Below are 17,683 nucleotides of genomic sequence, written 5' to 3' on the forward strand. Positions count from 1 at the left end.
CGATCCTCCTATATTTCAATAAGTGTCTGGTTCAAAGACAGCACCCGGCTGTACTTGATGTCTTTTGCCAAAGCCTTCAGAAGCATAATGCCGTCAGTCAAATACTGGCTTTTTTCCCCGGCTGTGTATTCCATGGGATTAAATGGCGCTCCATTATCCCTGAGGGCAATCACAACGCCTGTTTCATTTTTGTTTATCCTTATATCAAGGCTGCTTTCCTTTTGTGCATCGCGGCTGGCTAAATTTACAGCCATTTCTTCCAAAGCGACTCCCGCCTTGATGGCAATGTCCTCCGCCATGCCGCTCTGCCGCAGAGCCTTTACTGCACTTTTGGACAAAGTTACGGCATTCTCCTTGGCAGCCTGCACCGACACATCATAGAGCAACGACCCTGTGCTTTGCGGAATCAGGAAGAAATCAGGAAAAGCTCTGCTGTCCCTGGCTTCCAGTCGCTTGATGTAGACAAAAAGCACTGCAAAGCCAGCTACTTCTGCCAGGACAAAGGCTGCCCATACACCTGTCAGCCCCATCCACTGCACCAGCAGCCAGGCTGCAGGGACCACCACCAGAATGCCCTCTACCCAGGAAAGCAAATTTGCTGCCGTCTTTTGCCCTACTGTCATATAGTAATACATCAGAAGGAAGGTAAGGGTCACACCTATCAGGCTGACAGAAAACAGGCGGATGGCCACAGAGCCACTCTCATAAAGGGAAGGAGAAATATTGAACAAGGCCAGCACTTCCTGAGGAAACAGTACAAGGATTATTACCAGTCCCCCTGCCAGTCTCATGGAAAAGCGCATGACATAACGCACCAGCATGCGAACGCCCAGATAATCTCTTTCGCCATAAAGCATGCCCAGGACAGGCACCATGGCTCCCTGGCAGCCACCCATGACCAGGGACAGCAATGACAGGCAGGACATGCAGACCGTATAGATGGCCATGGCATCCGCACCACCGGTCATGCCCAAAATGCGGTAAATGCACCACACTTTTAAGGAAATCAGCCCCATGCCTGAAGCCACAGGAAAGCCTGTCTGCACCAGGCTGCGCGCCAGTCCAGCAAATTGCCTTACACTGCCAGCCATACCCACAAAGTACAGCATCCGCGTCTCTGTCCTAAAATAGCGCCAGCCAATCCAGGCCATACCTGATGCAGTCCCTGCCACAGTAGCCACAGCCGCCCCGGTCAGTCCCATCCCAGAACCGATAAGCAAAAGATCCAGTCCAACATTCACCAGCTGTGACAGCAATACCCCCTGACTGGCTAATTTAGCCATGCCATCAGTCCGTACCAGGATGCTGCCAGAAGCGGCAAACATGGCAAAGGGAATGTACCAAATCATGACGTCCAGATATTCATAGGCCAGGGCAGCTATTTTTTCTTCTCCTGCCAAGAAAGCCGCCACTTCATGAAGCAAGGGAGCAAGTATTAACAGGAATACTACTGCAGCCAGGCCATTCAGGATCAATACTGCGCTGAAGATCCTATTTGCCTCTTCCTTTTGCCTGGCCCCTGCCGCCACGGCAATCATGCTGCCAGCACCAACGGTAAGCAGAAAGGAAAATGCTCCCAAAATCTGAGTGAGGGGCATGCAGACGCCCACCCCGGCCATGGCATCAGCGCCAAGCATATTTCCAACAATTATGCTGTCCAGGATGGTGCCAATCTGCATGGCCATGGTGGCCAGCACTGTGGGCCAAAAGAACTCACGAAACTTTTGCGTCACCAGAGCGCTGGATTTAGATAAAACAGGGTTCATACGCAAGATCCCCCTCTTTGGAAAATTACCAAAATAAACTGTTTGCTTTTCAAAATTCTAGACCCAGCCTTGTTTTCCTGCATGATTACTTGCATTAAAACAGGCCACTTCCTTACATCGAAGGAAATGGCCTTGTGTTGATCCCACTTCAGAAATCAGGCTTCTCTATTAACATAACTTCTAACTTCCGCGGGCAACTCTTCCCAACGCACCATATTTGCTTCAAGTTCATGCGCTATCCCCCAGGCCGCCGCAATGCCTGCCGCTTCACCGATGCTCATGCAGGTGGGCTGGATGCGCATGGAGGCCTGCAAGATGAAGCTGGCGCTGATGCAGCGCCCTGCCACGATGAGATTCTCCACTTCCTCTGCCACCAGAGAACGGTAAGGAATCTCATAGAAGCCCCCCTGGGGCAGTTTCTCAGAGACCTTCTCGCCGTGGGCATCAATGAACCAGGCTGTGCGACAGACAGCATCATGGAAACGGCTCTGGCTATGGTAATCATCTTCCACCAAGTAATACTTTCCGCGTATACGCCATGATTCCCTGGCGCCCAGCATGGCAGCCTCACGGCTGATAAAGGCGTGTTCAAAGCCTGGCAGATGACGGATAAGGTAGGAGGCAATATGGTGCATCATTTTGCGGCCAAAAGAGACAGCCTTGCTGTATGATACGGGATCTGTTGCGGAAAAGCGCACAGGCAATTCAGGACAGTTCATGCTCATGACCCCATTCTTGCCAATGATAGTGTAAGCCTGCATGTATTCCGCTTCTTCCTGGGTAATTTCCCCAGTTTCAACTCCTTTTGCCATCAGCGCTTCCAGCTTGTAGCGCTGCTTCCTGTGCATGGCTTCGGCAATCTCAAAGTAAGGCGGCTTGGACTTGCACCAGTCCTCGTCAAGCTCCACCGCCACATGACGGTATAGCCGCTCCACGTCAATGCCACCCATTTCAAAGCGGAAAGATAACGGCTGGTTGTTGCCTGTCTTTTCATATCCCCGCTCATGAGGAACTCCTGCTGAGCGCGCAAGATAGGCATCTCCGGTAGCATCAATGAATGTCTTAGCCTGAATAGCAGCCAAACCCGCGATGGTCTGCACAACGGCTGCAGTGATCCTATGGTCGAATCTTATCGTATCCACCAACACCGTCTGATAGAGAATTTCCACCCCCGATTCTTCACACATTTCATCATAGATAAGGGTGAGGGTCTCAGGATTGTGCCAGGTCTGCCTGGTCACCCCATCAAATGGCTCAATGCCGTGCCTGCGCAGCCTGTCCTTCACTTCTGTCACATAAGGTGTATCGCTGTCTGTTGCATGGGTGTCCATAAAGGGATATACGCACCCCAGCACTGCCAGACCACCCAGGGCAACGCCACGTTCTATCAATACGGTTCTTGCACCGTTTCTCCCGGCACTGATGGCTGCCGCTGTGCCAGAGGGTCCACCGCCTGCTACGCAGACATCCACCGAAAAAAGCAAGGGAATGTCTTTGCCAGCGTACTTGATAGTTTTGCCTGACACTGCAAGCAAATCGGCCTCCTCCTTTCCTGTGACTGCACCTGTTGCACCGCAGGCTAATGCCCCAGCTGCCAGTTCAGTCATTTTCATTAAATTACGCATGAAAACAGGAATTCCCAAAGACATTTCCATGTTTTTCACGTAAGTACCCCCCAATATTTGTTATCTCCCGCACCAATATGCGTGGAATCTTCCCTGCCAAAGCTACTGACAAGATATGCCTCTGCCACTCCAGGCTGCTGATACCATAGACATCCCCACAGTAAGAAATCCCATTTGCACAATCCAGGGGCAGCGTACAGATCTGTCCAGGTTCAGCCATGAAACCACGGCCTTCGCACTTCAGCAAGCTTTCTTTCCTGGTCCAAAGCCTGTAGAACATTTTCGTTTTTTCAGCATTTGTTTCACAAGAAGATAAATATTGATATTCCTCATCAGCCAGAGCCGCACTGGCCCATTCTTCCACTGGTCCCATCATCTTCTCAATATCCAGCCCCACTGATATATCAGGCTTCACTTCGGCCAAACCTGCATAATCACCCCCATGTGACAAACTGAAACTGCAGCCAGGGGCATAGGGCTTTCCCGCTGCCGTATAGTATATCGGCCGCCCCTCAGACACTTGTCTCAGCAGCAGGGCGGCGCCAAAGCTCCGCAAGCGGTCTTCTTCCTGCCTGTATGACAACATCTTTTGATGCCTTTCAGCGGAAATGATTTCCCTTGCCTGATGCAGCCAAGGCCGCAATTTCCCCACAGGGAGGAGCGTCACCATCACAATTTCCTCTGATGAAAGTATTTTTGGTTTTATTTTTCCTCACCCCATTAAAATTGCCACAATCACCATGCCTGTCTATTCTATAAAGATTCTAATTTACCTGCTGCTTATGCTTTTCTGCCCACAAAGTGAAAATCAAGCAAAAAGGACATTTTCGAGAAAGTCTCCCAAAAATGTCCTGCTTTGCCATTATGTTTTTTGTTATGCCTTGAGCCTGAAGATGATGGCCTCCAAAGCTGCCAGATAACTGGCAACGCCCAAGCCGCAAATCTGTCCCAAGGCTACTGGAGCCAATACAGAAGCGTGCCTAAACTCTTCACGCTTATGGATATTGGATATATGCACCTCTATCACCGGCACTTCCACGGCAGCGATGGCATCCCGCAGGGCAATGCTGTAGTGAGTGAAGGCAGCGGCGTTGAAGATGATATAGTCATACTTGCCACGTGCACCCTGAACTGCATCCACCAATACTCCCTCATGGTTTGACTGCAGGAAATCTATGCCCAGCCCGGCCTCTTCAGCCCGCTTTCTCAAGAGTTCATTGATATCCTCCAGTGTATCGGAACCATAGATTTCCGGCTCGCGGGTTCCCAAAAGATTCAGATTAGGTCCGTGAAGCACCAAGACATTCGCCATCATCACACCTCCTCAGTATCTTATCGAAAAACCATTCTCCGGCGGCAGGACGGGATTCTGCTTTTCTATGTGGAATTCCGTCACCTTGATGAAATAGTTCCCTGCCTGAATAATCTCAAAGAGCTTGTCAACTTTGTCTGAAGGCCCCTGCACCTCCATGTCCACTGTGCCGTCGCTCATGTTCATGACCCAGCCACGGATTCCCAGCCTGCTGGCATTTTCCCGCACATACATGCGGAAACCTACCCCCTGGACCCTGCCAGAAGCTTTGGCAAAATAGCGTACAGTTTCTTCCATTTTCAAACACTCCCTTTTCTTTTTTTGCAGGATTATCCCTGCACATCCCTTCTGAGTATGGTATAAGGCTCTACAGGCCTTGCCATGCGAATCCTGACAATTTGCTGGGGATGAGGTGCCACCTCTATGGGCTGTCCCTCCTCATCCAGCATATCCGAAAGTTCCTGACGGAAGCCCTCTCCCTTGGGCTGGAAGATTTCCAGTTCCTGTCCCCGCTTCATGTTGTTGCGCTGTTCCACCGTAGCGTAGCCAGTAGCTTCGTCATAGGAGAGCACCAGCCCCACAAAGTCAGAGGTCTGGATATAGGAAGAAGTGCCATAAATCTGGTCATCAGCATCCGGCTGATGATAGTAAAAGCCTGTGGTATAAGGCCTATGGGATACTTTCTCCAGTTCATCCAGCCATTCCTGCTTTATCTCAAAATGCTCCGGATCCTCAAAATAGCTGTCAATAGCCAGGCGATAAGCCTTAGTAACACTGGCAGCATAATGAACGCTTTTCATGCGCCCCTCAATCTTCAGACTGTCCACGCCGCTTTCAATGACATCCTTCAAATGAGGCAGCAGGCACATATCCTTGGAGTTCATGATGTAGCTGCCCCTGTCGTCTTCCTCAATGGGAAAGTACTTGCCGGGACGTGTTTCCTCCACCAGCGCATACTTCCAGCGGCAGGACTGGGCACAGGCGCCCCGGTTGGCATCCCTGCCCGTGAAATAGTTGCTGAGCAGGCAGCGTCCTGAGTAGGAAATGCACATGGCACCATGCACGAACATCTCCAGATCTGCCTTGGTTTTCTCCCTGATGGTGCCGACTTCCTTAAGGCTCATCTCCCTGGCCAGCACCACCCTTTTCGCCCCCAGCTCATGCCAGGCGTTGACGGTAGCCCAGTTGGTATTGTTGGCTTGGGTGCTGATATGAAGTTCCATCTCCGGGATAACCTGCTGGCAAAGGCGGAAAAGTCCCAAATCAGCCACCAGCAGGGCGTCCGTGCCTATTTCAGCCAGATAGCGCAGATAGTCAGGCAAATCCTCTAAATCCGCATTATGAGGGAAGATATTCACCGTCACGTAGACCTTTTTGCCCAGACCGTGGGCAAATTCCATAGCTTCCTTGAGCTCATCCCTGGTGAAATTCCCCCCCAAGGCCCTGAGTCCGTAGGACTTGCCCCCCAAATACACAGCGTCTGCTCCGTAGAGCAGGGCCATCTTCATCTTCTCCATATTGCCGGCAGGCGCCAAAAGCTCCGGTTTCTTCAAAATCAAATTCTTTCCTCCGTTGTATCTATATAGGTAACGGCCAAACCATCACCGTTTTCCAGTATTTCCGTTCTGAAGCCCGGGGTATGCTGTACCAGGTCAAGATACTCCCGCAATCTTTTCACAATGGTCTTATAGCGTCTGGGCGGTTTTTCCTTTCCAAGCACATAGCCGCGAAAAAGAACATTATCTGCCACGATTACCGCCTTTTCAGCCAACAGGGGCTGCACCTTGCGGAAATAATCCACATACTGGCCCTTGGCAGCATCAATGAAGACGAAATCAAAGCCTTTCGGAGGAGGCACCAAACGGGATAGAATTTCTCCCGCATCGCCAATATGCAGTTTCATGCGCTCCCGATGGGGCGATTTCCCCCAATAGCTTTTGGCAGCCTCCGCCCTTTCCTCCGAAAGCTCCAGGGTGGTGATACGGATATCCTCCGCCCCATGGCATGCCAGCAGCAGGGCCGAGTAGCCGATGGCAGTGCCTATTTCCAGCACTCTGTGGGGCTTATTTTCTTCAATCAGGCGGATAAAGGCTTCCCTGCCCTTCTCGTTGATGATGGGCACCTGCTCCCTCTGGGCATAGGCCTCCATTTCCCGCAAAAGTTCGTCCAAATTCTTTCTTCCTTTATCCTATCGCACCTGATCCACTATAGCCAGATGATCCGCATAAGTATTAGAGTAGTGGTTGTGTCCCTGGCGGTCTGCCACGAAATAGAGATAGTCCGTATCGGCAGGATAGAGCACCGCTTCAATAGCCGCCATGCCGGGACTGGCAATGGGCCCCGGGGGCAGTCCGTCATGCTGGTATGTGTTGTACGGCGAATCTATCTTCGTATCGGCAATGCTCACATCTTCCTTGGGGGCATCAAGCAAATACTGCAGGGTAGTATCCGACTGCAGGGGCATGCCAATGCGCAGCCGCTTGAAAAACACTTGGGCAATGATTGGCCTGTCTTCGTCATATCTGGCTTCTTTTTCTACCAGTGAGGCCAACGTAACCAAATCATAGATGGAAAGATGCATTTCCTCAGCCCTGTCCCGCAGCTTTTTCGTAAGCCGCTGGTCAAAATCCTGGGCCATCATATCCATGATATCCTTTTCCGACACATCGGAATGGATTTCGTAGGTGTCAGGAAAGAGGAACCCCTCTGCCGCATAGCGGGCATTTTCCCTGCGTTCTACATAGTCATAAGGAGCATAATCTTTAGCCAGCTTCAGGAATTTTTCCTCATCTGCCAGTCCCTCATGGGAAAGCCTCTCGGCGATTTCCTTGATGCCGAAGCCCTCGGGAATGGTGAACTTGATAGTGGTGGTTTCCCCGGAAATAAGCTTGGCAATAGCATCTTCTGTCTGCATGCCGGGATGCATGAGATACGTGCCAGCCTTGAACTTATCCTGCAGGCCGCCGGTCTTCACCTGCCACCAGAAGGATAATTTGCTGTCGATAATGCCATGTTCCAAAAGCTGTCCGGCTATGGCATCCGCATCCATGCCAGGCTTCACAGTGATATAGACATCCCCCTGGGGTCCAGCTGCCGCCTGCCTGCCGCCATCCGTGCCAAAGGCAAGATACATGGTGCCCATGGTTATGACAAGCAGCGCCACAGCCAGAGCCGCCCAGCGCTTCCAGGTCAACTGGTCAGACAGTTCCTCCAGCCTTTCCTTCAGCCAGCTGCAGAATGTTTCCTTATACCCCATGAACCTGCCAAAGATACCTTCCATACCATCCTTAGGCAGCTTAGGTTCCATGCCCATCTCTCCCATCTCATCTTTACATGAAAGAGCCGCCATCCTCACGGATGGCAGCTCTCCCACTGTACTGGTCTGTCTTATTCCTTTTCGGATTCTTCTACCAAAGCATCATATGCCTTCTGCACAGCCTCGAACTCTTCGTCAGTAGGCTCGATGTATTCTTCTTCGCCTTCTTCGTTGACGACAATCTTGGCAATCAGCACATCCTCATCATCCTCGCAGCCACAGCCACAACCGCAGCCATGCTCATGCTCATCATCGTGGATGCCCACCAGCAAAGCGTAGCGCTGATCGCCTACGGGAATGATCATTTCTTCCTGGTAGTAATACTCGTTACCTTCTTCATCAGTCATGACAACCATGACATCCTCATCCTGCATATCTTTTTCCTTATCGGACATGACAATCACCTCTCCTATCATTTTTCAATAATTGAATTTTACCTTAATGAAAACCCGCTTGTCAACCCTTGGCCTGAGGGCTGTCCAGGAAGCCCTGAAGAATGAAGACTGCCGCCATCTTGTCTATGACTTTTCGCCTCTTCCTGCGGGAAACGTCTGCCTCCAGCAGGGAGCGGGTGGCAGCCACAGTAGAAAGCCGTTCATCCCAGAAAAACACTTCCGTATCGGGGTAAGTCTTCTGTACCTCTGCCATGAATTCTTTCACAAATTCACACCGTTCTCCTTCGGTGCCATTCATATTCTTGGGATAGCCTGAAACCAAGGATTTCGTCTCATACTGCTCCATCAGTTCTCCCAGGCGCCTGATATCCGACTCCATATCCGTACGGCGGATGGTCTCCACGCCCTGTGCCGTAAGCCCTAAGAGATCACTGGCTGCAATTCCTATGGTACGGTCGCCGATATCAAGTCCTAAATATCTCTTCATTCTTTCTTCTCCAGATAAGCGCGCACCAACTCTTCCAGCAGCTCATCTCTCTCCAGGGAGCGAATCTTGCTGCGGGCATCATTGTGGCTGGTAACATAAGCGGGGTCCCCGGAGAGAAGGTAGCCTACCAGCTGATTGATGGGATTGTACCCCTTTTCCTCCATGGCGGCACAAGCATTGCGGATAACCGTCTCTGCCTTGTTTTCATCATTGCCGAACTTGAACATCATTGTTTCCTGACTAACCATATCCATACCTGCCTTCCTGTCAAAAACACTCTTATGGGTATTTTACCACAAACAGACCGCTTATGACAAAGCGGCCTGAAGAATCTTATAAAAGAAAATTCCTGCCAGGACAGGTACAAAAATCATCAGCACGTTGTCACAGAAGTTCTCCCAAATACATCCTGAGCACATTTGGGATTTCCAGATCCCAGGTCCCGGCACCATAGGCGATGCTTTCTGTCTTGAAATTTACCGGCAGGCTTTCCTCATAAGAGGCCAGGCTCTTCAGGAACGCAGCTCCTGTAGGAGTTGTCAGTTCTCTCTCAGCCCCCTTGTGATAAGTTGGCAATCCTAATAGCAATTCTGCCGTGGCAGGCGCAGGCACAGGTATCAGGCCGTGAGCACAACGCACAAAACCGCTGCCGGTATTGATGCGTGATACCAGGACTTTTTCAATATCAAGATATTCCAGGCAGATAGCGCTGCCCACAATATCCACGATGGAATCCAAAGCCCCCACTTCATGGAAAACAACATCATCGACATTCATGCCATGGATCTTTCCTTCAGCCGCAGCCAGAGTCCCAAAGATCCCGCAACTGAGGTCCCTGACCTTCTCTGTCAAGCCCGACCCTCTTATCAATTTGCAGATTTCCCCCCAGGAATGGTGATGATGCCCATCCTCATGGGATCCGTCCCGCCCATGCTGTTCTTTCGTCAGCACTTCCACATACACGGCGGCAATGCCGTTCTTGCTCACCGTATTCGCCTTTAGTTCATATTCATCATGAAGCCCCAATTCCTGCAGCTCATCATTCAGATATTCAAAAGGGACCCCGCTTTGCAGGAACGCTCCCAGCAGCATATTGCCGCTGATGCCGGAAAAACAGTCCAAATATATCGCCTTCATGATTCACCTGCCTACGCACTCAGCCAAAAGTGCCTGCACACTGTAAACATCGGCATCTTTGCTGAAGGTATACACCAGCGGCTCTGTGCCCATGCTGGCTACCCAGATCTTCAGTTCCGCCTCCAGGTCGAAGTGGCCTGCTGACTCTACTGCAAAATGACGGATGCTCTTATAGGGAATGGAATGGTATTCCACTTTCTTGCCGGTGGCTCCCTGTATATCTACCAAAATCAGCCTGAAATCAGTAAAGATCATCAGGTCCCTGACCCATTGGTATGCCTGGAGGACTTCCTCATTCTTCCCCAACAGTTTGCCGTAGTCTTCCTTTACCTCTTCAACACTTGTCTTAGCCGCGTTGCCCATAAGCCCGCTGAAAAGTCCCATCTTATCTGCCTCCCTTTCTGTGTATATGGTATGAATTCGCTTCACTAAGGCAAAAAACCTGCTCCCTGCCGCGAAATACTCCGGCAGGAAGCAGGTTCTGTCAGGATAGGACCGCCTTCTCAGCAATTATTCTTGCCAACACGAGGCGGGGCAGGAAGAATGACAAAATCCTCCCCGGACTGCCCTCTTGCTTTCAGCAGCAGGGCTATGAGCAAGTTCAGCACAAAGCAGCCAGCAAAGAAATACAAGGTTGCACCATAACCGCTGGTGCTTTCCCTGAACACAGCAATAAGCGTGGGGCCTGCCAGGCCAGCCATCCCCCAGGCAGTGAGGATGCGGCCGTGTATGGCGCTGAGCTGACGGGTACCAAAGAGGTCAGAAAGATACGCCGGCATGCAGGAAAAACCGCCCCCATAGCAAGTGATGATCAAAAATACCAAAGCCTGGAACATCAGTGCCTCATTTGTCTGAGCCAAAAGACCAAAAGCCAGGATCTCTATGGCAAAGAACAGGGCATAGGTAACAGCGCGGCCCAGGAAATCTGAGACGCTGGACCAGAAAATACGCCCTGCTCCATTGAGGAGGCCGATAATGCCTACCATGGAAGCTGCCTCAGAAGCCTCCATGCCAACTACCTCCTGAGCCATAGGTGAAGCCACTGCCAAAAGACCAATGCCGCAGGTGATATTCACGAAGAAGATCCACCAAAGTGCCCCAAACTGCCAGGTCTTCACAGCTTCCGGAGCAGTAAGTCCATGCTGTCTCTGGCTTATCTGATGCTTCGGAACTTCCAGGACAGGCGGCTTCAGATAAAGGGAGGAAGCCGCCATCACGACCATATAAGAAAGCCCCATGATGATGAAATTATTGACCAGGCCATAAACTGTGGAAAGGTGCTGCATCAAAGGCCCGGCCAACAGGGCAGCAAAGCCGAAGCCCATGATGGCAAGTCCCGTGGCAAATCCCCTATGGCCGGGGAAATACTTCACCAGCGTAGACACTGGCGTGATATAGCCCACTCCCAGCCCCACACCGCCGATGCAGCCATAAAAAAGATACAGCAGGGGCAGGCTGTGCAGATAAATAGCCAGGGCTGTTCCCAGCATGCCAGCACCAAAGAAGCAAGTGGCAAGCAGACCGCTTTTCCTGGGACCAATTTTCTCCACGAAACTGCCCAGGAATCCTGCAGAAAGGCCAAGGAAGAGGATGGCAATAGAGAACACCCAGGTGACTTCCTTCAAGGTTGCTCCCATTTCCATCATCATGGGCTTGGTGAGCACACTCCAGGCATAGACGCTGCCAATGGAGATGTGAAGACCGATGGCAGACAGGGCAATGAGCCAGCGATTTCTCATAGGAAACCTTCCTTTCACGAAACTCAAGAAGCTCTGCCCCAAAAACTCAAGGGATTTCTGCCAACACGCAAAAGACCGCCTGGGCAGGAACTTCTCGCCCAGACGGTCGGCTTGTAAAGCTTCCCACGGCATGCAGTGAACTCTGCTGAACCGTCAGCCATGGAAAGCCTGTATGCTGTTTTCGTTATCAGTATATCATCAAAGGCAAAAAATAGCAATCAAATTTTGCTGCCTGGAAGGGACAATCACCCCTGCATTCTTTCCAGGGCCCTGTGGGCAATATCCTTGCGGTACTGCACACCCTGAAAATGGATCTTCTCCACTCCTGCATAAGCCTTATCCACAGCTGCCTTGATATTCTCAGCCTCTGCCACCACGCCCAGCACACGTCCGCCGCTGGTGACAATCTTGCCGTCTTTTTCTGCCGTACCGGCATGGAAAACCATGGTGCCTGCCGCTTCAGCTTCCTCCAGGCCATGGATAGGCGCACCCTTCATATAGCTGCCGGGATAGCCGCCAGAAGCCAGCACTACGCAGACAGCCGCCCCGTCGGACCACTGGATTTCCTGCTGGTCCAGTTTTCCCTCGCAGCAGGCCAGCATGATTTCCGCCAGATCGCTCTTCAAGAGCGGCAGCACCACCTGGGTCTCCGGGTCGCCAAAACGTGCATTGAACTCCACCACCTTGGGACCTTCTGCCGTAATCATCAGGCCGGCATAGAGGCAGCCCTTGTAGGGACGACCCTCGGCCTTCATGCCTGCGATGATGGGCTTCAGCACCTTCTCAACAGCAATCTCCACCATGTCAGGAGTCATGACCGGTGCGGGAGCATAGGTGCCCATGCCGCCTGTGTTGGGGCCCTTGTCCCCGTCATAGGCCCGCTTGTGGTCCTGGGAGCTGATCATGGGGACGATGGTCTCGCCGTCTGTGAAGGCCAGCAGGGAAGCTTCCTCTCCCACCATGCACTCCTCAATGACCACGCGGCTGCCTGCATTGCCGAAGGAATTTCCTTCCATGATATTGTTGACGGCGGAAATGGCTTCCTCCACCGTCTGGGCTACCACTACCCCCTTGCCGGCTGCCAAACCGTCTGCCTTGATGACAATGGGAGCCCCCTGCTCCTTCACATAGTCACGGGCCTCCTCGGCCTTGGTGAAGACCTTGAACCTGGCCGTGGGAATGTGGTATTTTTCCATCATGGCCTTGGCAAAGGATTTGGAACCCTCCAGCTCTGCCGCTGCCTGACTGGGGCCAAAGGCGGGAATGCCAACTTCCTCCAAAGCATCCACCAGGCCACGGGTAAGTGGCGCCTCCGGCCCTACCACTGCCATGTCAATAGCTGCCTGCTGGGCAAAGGCCACAATCATCTCGTTGTTGTCCAGGGAAATGCCCTCTACGCACTGGGCTACCTTCGCCATGCCAGGATTGCCGGGGATAGCGAAAATCTGCTCCACCCTGGGGCTCTGGGCAAGTTTCCAGGCCAGGGTGTGCTCACGGCCGCCGCCGCCGATTACCAGGATATTCATGCCTTCTCCCCCTGTTTGATGACCTTGGCCAGATAATCCTTGATAGCCGTATCATAGTCGGCAGTATGGGCAAAAGCTTCCTGAGCCAGTTCCATGCGCAGGCTGTCGCTGACTTCGCCGTCGGCTTCCACCTGAGCTGCCACCTCCTCATAGCGGGCAGGGTTGGTGACAATGGTGACGAACTTGAAGTTCTTGGCAGCTGCACGGATCATGGCAGGACCGCCGATATCGATGTTTTCAATAGCTTCAGCCAGCTCCACACCGGGCTTGGCAATAGTCTCCTTGAAGGGATAGAGGTTCACCACCACCAGGTCGATGCCCTTGATGCCATGCTCCTGCATCTGATTGAGGTGCTCCTGATTGTCACGGACAGAAAGGATGCCGCCGTGGATAAAGGGATTCAGGGTCTTGACCCTGCCATCCATGATCTCGGGGAAGCCCGTCACATCGCTCACATAGGTCACGGGAATGCCCGCTTCCTTGATAGACTTCATAGTGCCGCCGGTGGAGATGATTTCCACCCCTGCAGCATGAAGCCTTTTGGCCAGTTCCACAACACCATTCTTATTGGAAACGCTGATCAGCGCGCGCTTGATTTTCATTTAAGCCTTTTCTCCTTCTATGATATGCACATGACGACCTTCAACCTTGAGCCTGCCTTCGCAGTAAAGCTGTACGCATTTGGGGTAGATGATATGTTCCTGTTCCAGCACCCGTGCCCCCAGAGTTTCTTCCGTATCCCCCGGCAGCACCGGCACAGCGGCCTGCATGATGATGGGACCGGAATCCGTCCCCTCATCCACAAAGTGCACCGTGCAGCCGCTGACCTTCACGCCGTAGGCCAGCACATCCCTGTGGGCATGGGCCCCCGGGAAACTTGGCAGGAGTGCAGGGTGTATGTTCATGATGCGCCCTGCAAAATGCCTGACAAAAAGCGGCGTCAGGATGCGCATGAAGCCTGCCAGCACCACCAGGGTGACTCCGGCTTCCTCCAGCTCCTTGATGAGAGCTTCCTCAAAAGGCTCCCGCCCCTCATACTGCTTGCGATTCACACATACCGCCTTGATGCCGGCCTTCCTGGCCCTTTCCAGCGCAAAGGCCTCAGGCTTGTCTGCAAGGACAACGGCAATCTCTGCCTCTACCTCTCCGCGGCCGATGGCATCAATGATGGACTGCAGGTCCGTGCCCCGGCCTGAGCAGAGGACTCCCAGTTTTTCCTTCTCAGCCACGGAACACCCCGCCTTTGATGGTCACATCGTGATTGCCCTTCACTACCCGGCCAATCTCATAAACCGTTTCGCCCCGGGCAGCCAGGAAAGCTTCAATCTTCTCAGCCTCATCTATGCTGGCAATGAGCACCATGCCAATGCCCATGTTGAAGGTACGGTACATCTCAGGCCAGTCCACATTGCCCCACTGCTGCAGCAGCTTGAAAATGGGAGGCACCTGCCAGGCTTCGGCATTGACTTCCACAGCCAGTCCCTCCGGCAGAGCACGGGGAATATTATCGTAGAAACCGCCGCCAGTGATATGCACCAAACCATGCAGGTCGAATTCCTTCAACAGGGGCAGGCAGGACTGGGGATAGAGGCGGGTGGGAGTCAGGAGCTCCTCACCGATGGTCTTGCCCAGTTCCTCAATATACTCATCGCCCTTGAAGCCCTTGTGCTCAAAGACAATCTTGCGCACCAGGGAGTAGCCGTTGGAATGAACGCCGGAGCTGGGCAGTCCCAGCAGGATATCCCCTTCCTTGACCTTCTCGGAAGTAATCAGCTTGGATTTCTCCACCACACCTACGGCAAAGCCGGCAATGTCATACTCGCCTTCAGGGTAGAAGCCGTTCATTTCAGCCGTCTCGCCGCCAATCAGGGCGCAACCGGACTCACGGCAGGCGCTGGCCACGCCCTTCACCACATCTGCCACCTGATCGGGATCAAGCTTGCCCACAGCCAGGTAGTCCAGGAAAAAGAGAGGCTCGGCCCCCTGCACCAGGATATCGTTCACGCACATGGCCACAGCATCCTGGCCGATGGTATCATGCTTGTCCAGCATGAAAGCCAGGCGCAGCTTGGTGCCTACGCCGTCCGTGCCGGATACCAGCACAGGCTCCTTGTAATTTGCCGCCTGCAGGGCAAAAAGCCCGCCAAAGCCGCCCAAATCTCCCAACACCTCAGGACGATAGGTGGCCTTCACGCTGTCTTTGATAAGCTGTACGCTGCGGTTACCAGCATCAATGTCCACGCCTGCATCTTTATATGTAAGTTTCTCAGTCATTGGCAATCAAAAACTCCTCTAATGCTCAAGTTTCAGCTATCCACGAAAAATCGTCGTCCTCAGCACTTGGGGTGCTCAAAGACATATTTGCTGTTGCCAGCGGGCTTTTCCCCATCTTCAATGGGATAAGCCTTGTTGAAGCAGGCATAGCACATATCCTCAGGATGCACATCCATCATGCACTTCTTCAAGCCCTCCAGGGAGAGGAAATGCAGGGAATCGGCGCCGATGAACTGGCGGATCTCCTCCACGCTCTTGGTGGCAGCGATGAGTTCCTTGCGAATGGAAGTATCTATGCCATAGTAGCAGGGATAACCAATGGGAGGACTGGAAACGCACATGTGCACTTCTTTTGCTCCCGCATCCTTCAGCATTTTCACGATTTTGCCGCTGGTGGTGCCGCGCACGATGCTGTCGTCCACCATGATGACGGACTTGCCCTTCACAGCAGCGCTGATGGCGTTGAGCTTCAGCTTCACTGCCGTATCGCGCTTCTTCTGGGTAGGCTGGATAAAGGTACGGCCGATATAGCGGTTCTTGATGAGCCCTTCCATGAAGGGAATGCCTGACTCGTAGGCAAAGCCCGTGGCAGCCGTGGTGCCGGAATCGGGCACGGAGATGACAACATCTCCCTTGAAACCGGACTCCCTGGCCAGCTGCCTGCCCATCATGAAACGGGCTTCGTGTACGCTCTGGCCGTCAATGACAGAATCAGGACGGGCAAAGTAGATGTATTCAAAAACGCAGGACGCTTTCTTTTCCTCGGTGGCAAAGGGGAATGATTTCACCCCTTCATCATCGATTACCACCATCTCTCCGGGCAGGATATCGCGGATAAACTCCGCCCCCACCACGTCCAGGCCGCAGCTCTCGGAAGAGAGGATATAACTGCCTTCCTCGGTCTTGCCCAGGCAAAGGGGACGGAAACCCTGAGGGTCACGAGCCCCGATGAGCTTAGATTCCGTCATGATAGTAAGGCAGTAAGCCCCCTTGATCTGCTTGAGGCTCTCGATGATCTTTTCCTCAATGGTCTCCTGACGGGAGCGGGCAATGAGATTCACAAAGACCTCGGAATCAATGGAAGTCTGAAAAATGGTGCCCTGCTCCTCCAGATCAGCCCGGATAGCAGCAGCATTGGTCAGGTTGCCGTTATGAGCCAGGGCAATCTTGCCTCTGGCGTAATTCACCAGCAAAGGCTGGGTGTTGGCCAGCAGGCTGGAGCCCGTGGTGGAATAACGGACATGGCCAATGGCAATGGTCTGATTCTCCATGTGGGGAACCTGATGGCGGAAAACTTCGTTCACCAGGCCCATGCCACGGGAAACATCCATCCAGGCACCATCCGTAATGGCAATGCCGGCACTTTCCTGGCCGCGGTGCTGCAGGGCATACAGACCAAGATAGGTCATGGTAGATACGTCTTCTGTGCGTGAATAAACGCCGTAGACACCGCATTCCTCATGCCACTGGGGTTTTAATGCGCAGTCATTTTCATACATGTTCTACAGTTCTCTCTTTCAAATAATACAAAAACAGTCCGCCAGCGCGCAGCTTAAAGCTGTGCAGCTACACGGGCTGCCTTCTTCTCTACACCTTGTACCATTTCCTCGCGATAATCAGCCAGCTTCTGCTGGAGGGCGGCATCAGCCACAGAAAAAATCTCCACTGCCAGGATAGCTGCATTCTTGGCGCCATTAACTGCCATAGTCGCTACCGGCACGCCAGAGGGCATCTGCACAGTGGAAAGCAGGGCATCCATGCCGTTCAGGGGAGTAGCATTGATGGGCACACCAATAACAGGCCTGGTGGTATAGCTTGCCACCACTCCGGCCAGATGGGCAGCCGCTCCTGCCGCCACAATGAACACACCTACGCCGTCCTCGACAGCCTTGGTGACGAAATTGCGGACCTTGTCCGGGGTGCGGTGGGCAGATGCTACTTCCACCACGGGCTCAATGCCAAACTGCTTCAGAACCTCTACTGCAGGCTTCAGGATTGGCCAGTCGGAATCACTGCCCATCAGAATAGCTGTCTTCACTTCGCTCCGCCTCCTTCAATATATGCACATACCGCAGGACCGGGAGCCCCGGTCCCACAGTCATTCTC

Annotated in this window: 20 protein-coding genes; all 20 read right to left on the bottom strand. The window is 52.8% G+C overall.

All coding sequences use genetic code 11. The features are described 5' to 3' along the window. Positions 1–8: 8 nt before the first annotated feature. Entirely contained in the window at positions 9–1,766 is a 1,758-nt protein-coding gene (locus tag BLW59_RS00960) for an MATE family efflux transporter (RefSeq protein WP_074695389.1), read from the bottom strand. A 155-nt stretch (positions 1,767–1,921) separates the two neighbouring features. Continuing rightward, positions 1,922–3,292, bottom strand: a complete 1,371-nt coding sequence (locus BLW59_RS00965; RefSeq protein ID WP_318258208.1) for an FAD-dependent oxidoreductase — start codon at positions 3,290–3,292, stop codon at positions 1,922–1,924. 91 nt (positions 3,293–3,383) lie between these two features. After that, entirely contained in the window at positions 3,384–3,806 is a 423-nt protein-coding gene (locus tag BLW59_RS17600; RefSeq protein ID WP_318258209.1) for a 4'-phosphopantetheinyl transferase superfamily protein, read from the bottom strand. Between the two features lie 459 nt (positions 3,807–4,265). After that, the gene (gene aroQ / locus BLW59_RS00975) at positions 4,266–4,703 is read right to left on the bottom strand and encodes a type II 3-dehydroquinate dehydratase (protein WP_074695393.1); all 438 of its coding nucleotides are present in this window, start codon (positions 4,701–4,703) and stop codon (positions 4,266–4,268) included. Positions 4,704–4,715: 12 nt separating this feature from the next. After that, positions 4,716–5,000 (bottom strand): acylphosphatase, encoded by a 285-nt coding sequence (locus BLW59_RS00980; RefSeq protein WP_074695395.1) that lies wholly within the window; start codon positions 4,998–5,000, stop codon positions 4,716–4,718. Positions 5,001–5,032: 32 nt separating this feature from the next. After that, positions 5,033–6,259: a peptidase U32 family protein gene (locus tag BLW59_RS00985; RefSeq protein WP_175463329.1), complete on the bottom strand. Its 1,227-nt coding sequence runs from the start codon at positions 6,257–6,259 to the stop codon at positions 5,033–5,035. Continuing rightward, positions 6,259–6,873: an O-methyltransferase gene (locus tag BLW59_RS00990; RefSeq protein ID WP_074695397.1), complete on the bottom strand. Its 615-nt coding sequence runs from the start codon at positions 6,871–6,873 to the stop codon at positions 6,259–6,261. The genes BLW59_RS00985 and BLW59_RS00990 overlap by 1 nt, the downstream gene beginning before the upstream one ends. Before the next feature lie 18 nt (positions 6,874–6,891). Beyond that, a complete protein-coding gene (gene mltG / locus BLW59_RS00995) occupies positions 6,892–8,010 on the bottom strand; it encodes an endolytic transglycosylase MltG (RefSeq protein ID WP_074695399.1) in 1,119 nt (372 codons plus the stop codon). A gap of 80 nt (positions 8,011–8,090) precedes the next feature. Then, complete coding sequence (locus tag BLW59_RS01000; RefSeq protein WP_074695401.1) at positions 8,091–8,414, bottom strand: DUF1292 domain-containing protein; 324 nt, start codon at positions 8,412–8,414, stop codon at positions 8,091–8,093. Between the two features lie 61 nt (positions 8,415–8,475). Then, positions 8,476–8,901 carry a Holliday junction resolvase RuvX gene (ruvX, locus tag BLW59_RS01005; protein ID WP_074695403.1) on the bottom strand — a complete coding sequence of 142 codons (426 nt, stop codon included), beginning with the start codon at positions 8,899–8,901 and terminating at the stop codon, positions 8,476–8,478. Beyond that, entirely contained in the window at positions 8,898–9,149 is a 252-nt protein-coding gene (locus tag BLW59_RS01010; RefSeq protein ID WP_029544145.1) for an IreB family regulatory phosphoprotein, read from the bottom strand. Before BLW59_RS01010 ends, ruvX begins: the two co-directional genes overlap by 4 nt. A 136-nt stretch (positions 9,150–9,285) precedes the next feature. Further along, the gene (larC, locus tag BLW59_RS01015; protein WP_074695405.1) at positions 9,286–10,038 is read right to left on the bottom strand and encodes a nickel pincer cofactor biosynthesis protein LarC; all 753 of its coding nucleotides are present in this window, start codon (positions 10,036–10,038) and stop codon (positions 9,286–9,288) included. A gap of 3 nt (positions 10,039–10,041) precedes the next feature. Then, positions 10,042–10,422 carry a PH domain-containing protein gene (locus BLW59_RS01020; RefSeq protein ID WP_029544149.1) on the bottom strand — a complete coding sequence of 127 codons (381 nt, stop codon included), beginning with the start codon at positions 10,420–10,422 and terminating at the stop codon, positions 10,042–10,044. 119 nt (positions 10,423–10,541) lie between these two features. Further along, positions 10,542–11,909, bottom strand: a complete 1,368-nt coding sequence (locus BLW59_RS01025; RefSeq protein ID WP_318258195.1) for an OFA family MFS transporter — start codon at positions 11,907–11,909, stop codon at positions 10,542–10,544. A gap of 113 nt (positions 11,910–12,022) precedes the next feature. After that, the gene (purD, locus tag BLW59_RS01030) at positions 12,023–13,303 is read right to left on the bottom strand and encodes a phosphoribosylamine--glycine ligase (RefSeq protein ID WP_074695409.1); all 1,281 of its coding nucleotides are present in this window, start codon (positions 13,301–13,303) and stop codon (positions 12,023–12,025) included. Continuing rightward, positions 13,300–13,905: a hypothetical protein gene (locus tag BLW59_RS01035; protein WP_029544155.1), complete on the bottom strand. Its 606-nt coding sequence runs from the start codon at positions 13,903–13,905 to the stop codon at positions 13,300–13,302. Before BLW59_RS01035 ends, purD begins: the two co-directional genes overlap by 4 nt. Then, positions 13,906–14,532 carry a phosphoribosylglycinamide formyltransferase gene (gene purN, locus BLW59_RS01040; protein ID WP_074695411.1) on the bottom strand — a complete coding sequence of 209 codons (627 nt, stop codon included), beginning with the start codon at positions 14,530–14,532 and terminating at the stop codon, positions 13,906–13,908. Continuing rightward, complete coding sequence (gene purM / locus BLW59_RS01045) at positions 14,525–15,577, bottom strand: phosphoribosylformylglycinamidine cyclo-ligase (protein WP_074695413.1); 1,053 nt, start codon at positions 15,575–15,577, stop codon at positions 14,525–14,527. Before purM ends, purN begins: the two co-directional genes overlap by 8 nt. 59 nt (positions 15,578–15,636) lie before the next feature. Beyond that, complete coding sequence (purF, locus tag BLW59_RS01050; protein ID WP_029544160.1) at positions 15,637–17,076, bottom strand: amidophosphoribosyltransferase; 1,440 nt, start codon at positions 17,074–17,076, stop codon at positions 15,637–15,639. Between the two features lie 53 nt (positions 17,077–17,129). Beyond that, positions 17,130–17,615: a 5-(carboxyamino)imidazole ribonucleotide mutase gene (gene purE, locus BLW59_RS01055; protein ID WP_029544162.1), complete on the bottom strand. Its 486-nt coding sequence runs from the start codon at positions 17,613–17,615 to the stop codon at positions 17,130–17,132. Between the last annotated feature and the right edge of the window lie 68 nt (positions 17,616–17,683).

It is taken from the genome of Selenomonas sp. KH1T6 (genome assembly GCF_900108415.1).
GTDB lineage: Bacteria > Bacillota > Negativicutes > Selenomonadales > Selenomonadaceae > Selenomonas_B > Selenomonas_B ruminantium_A.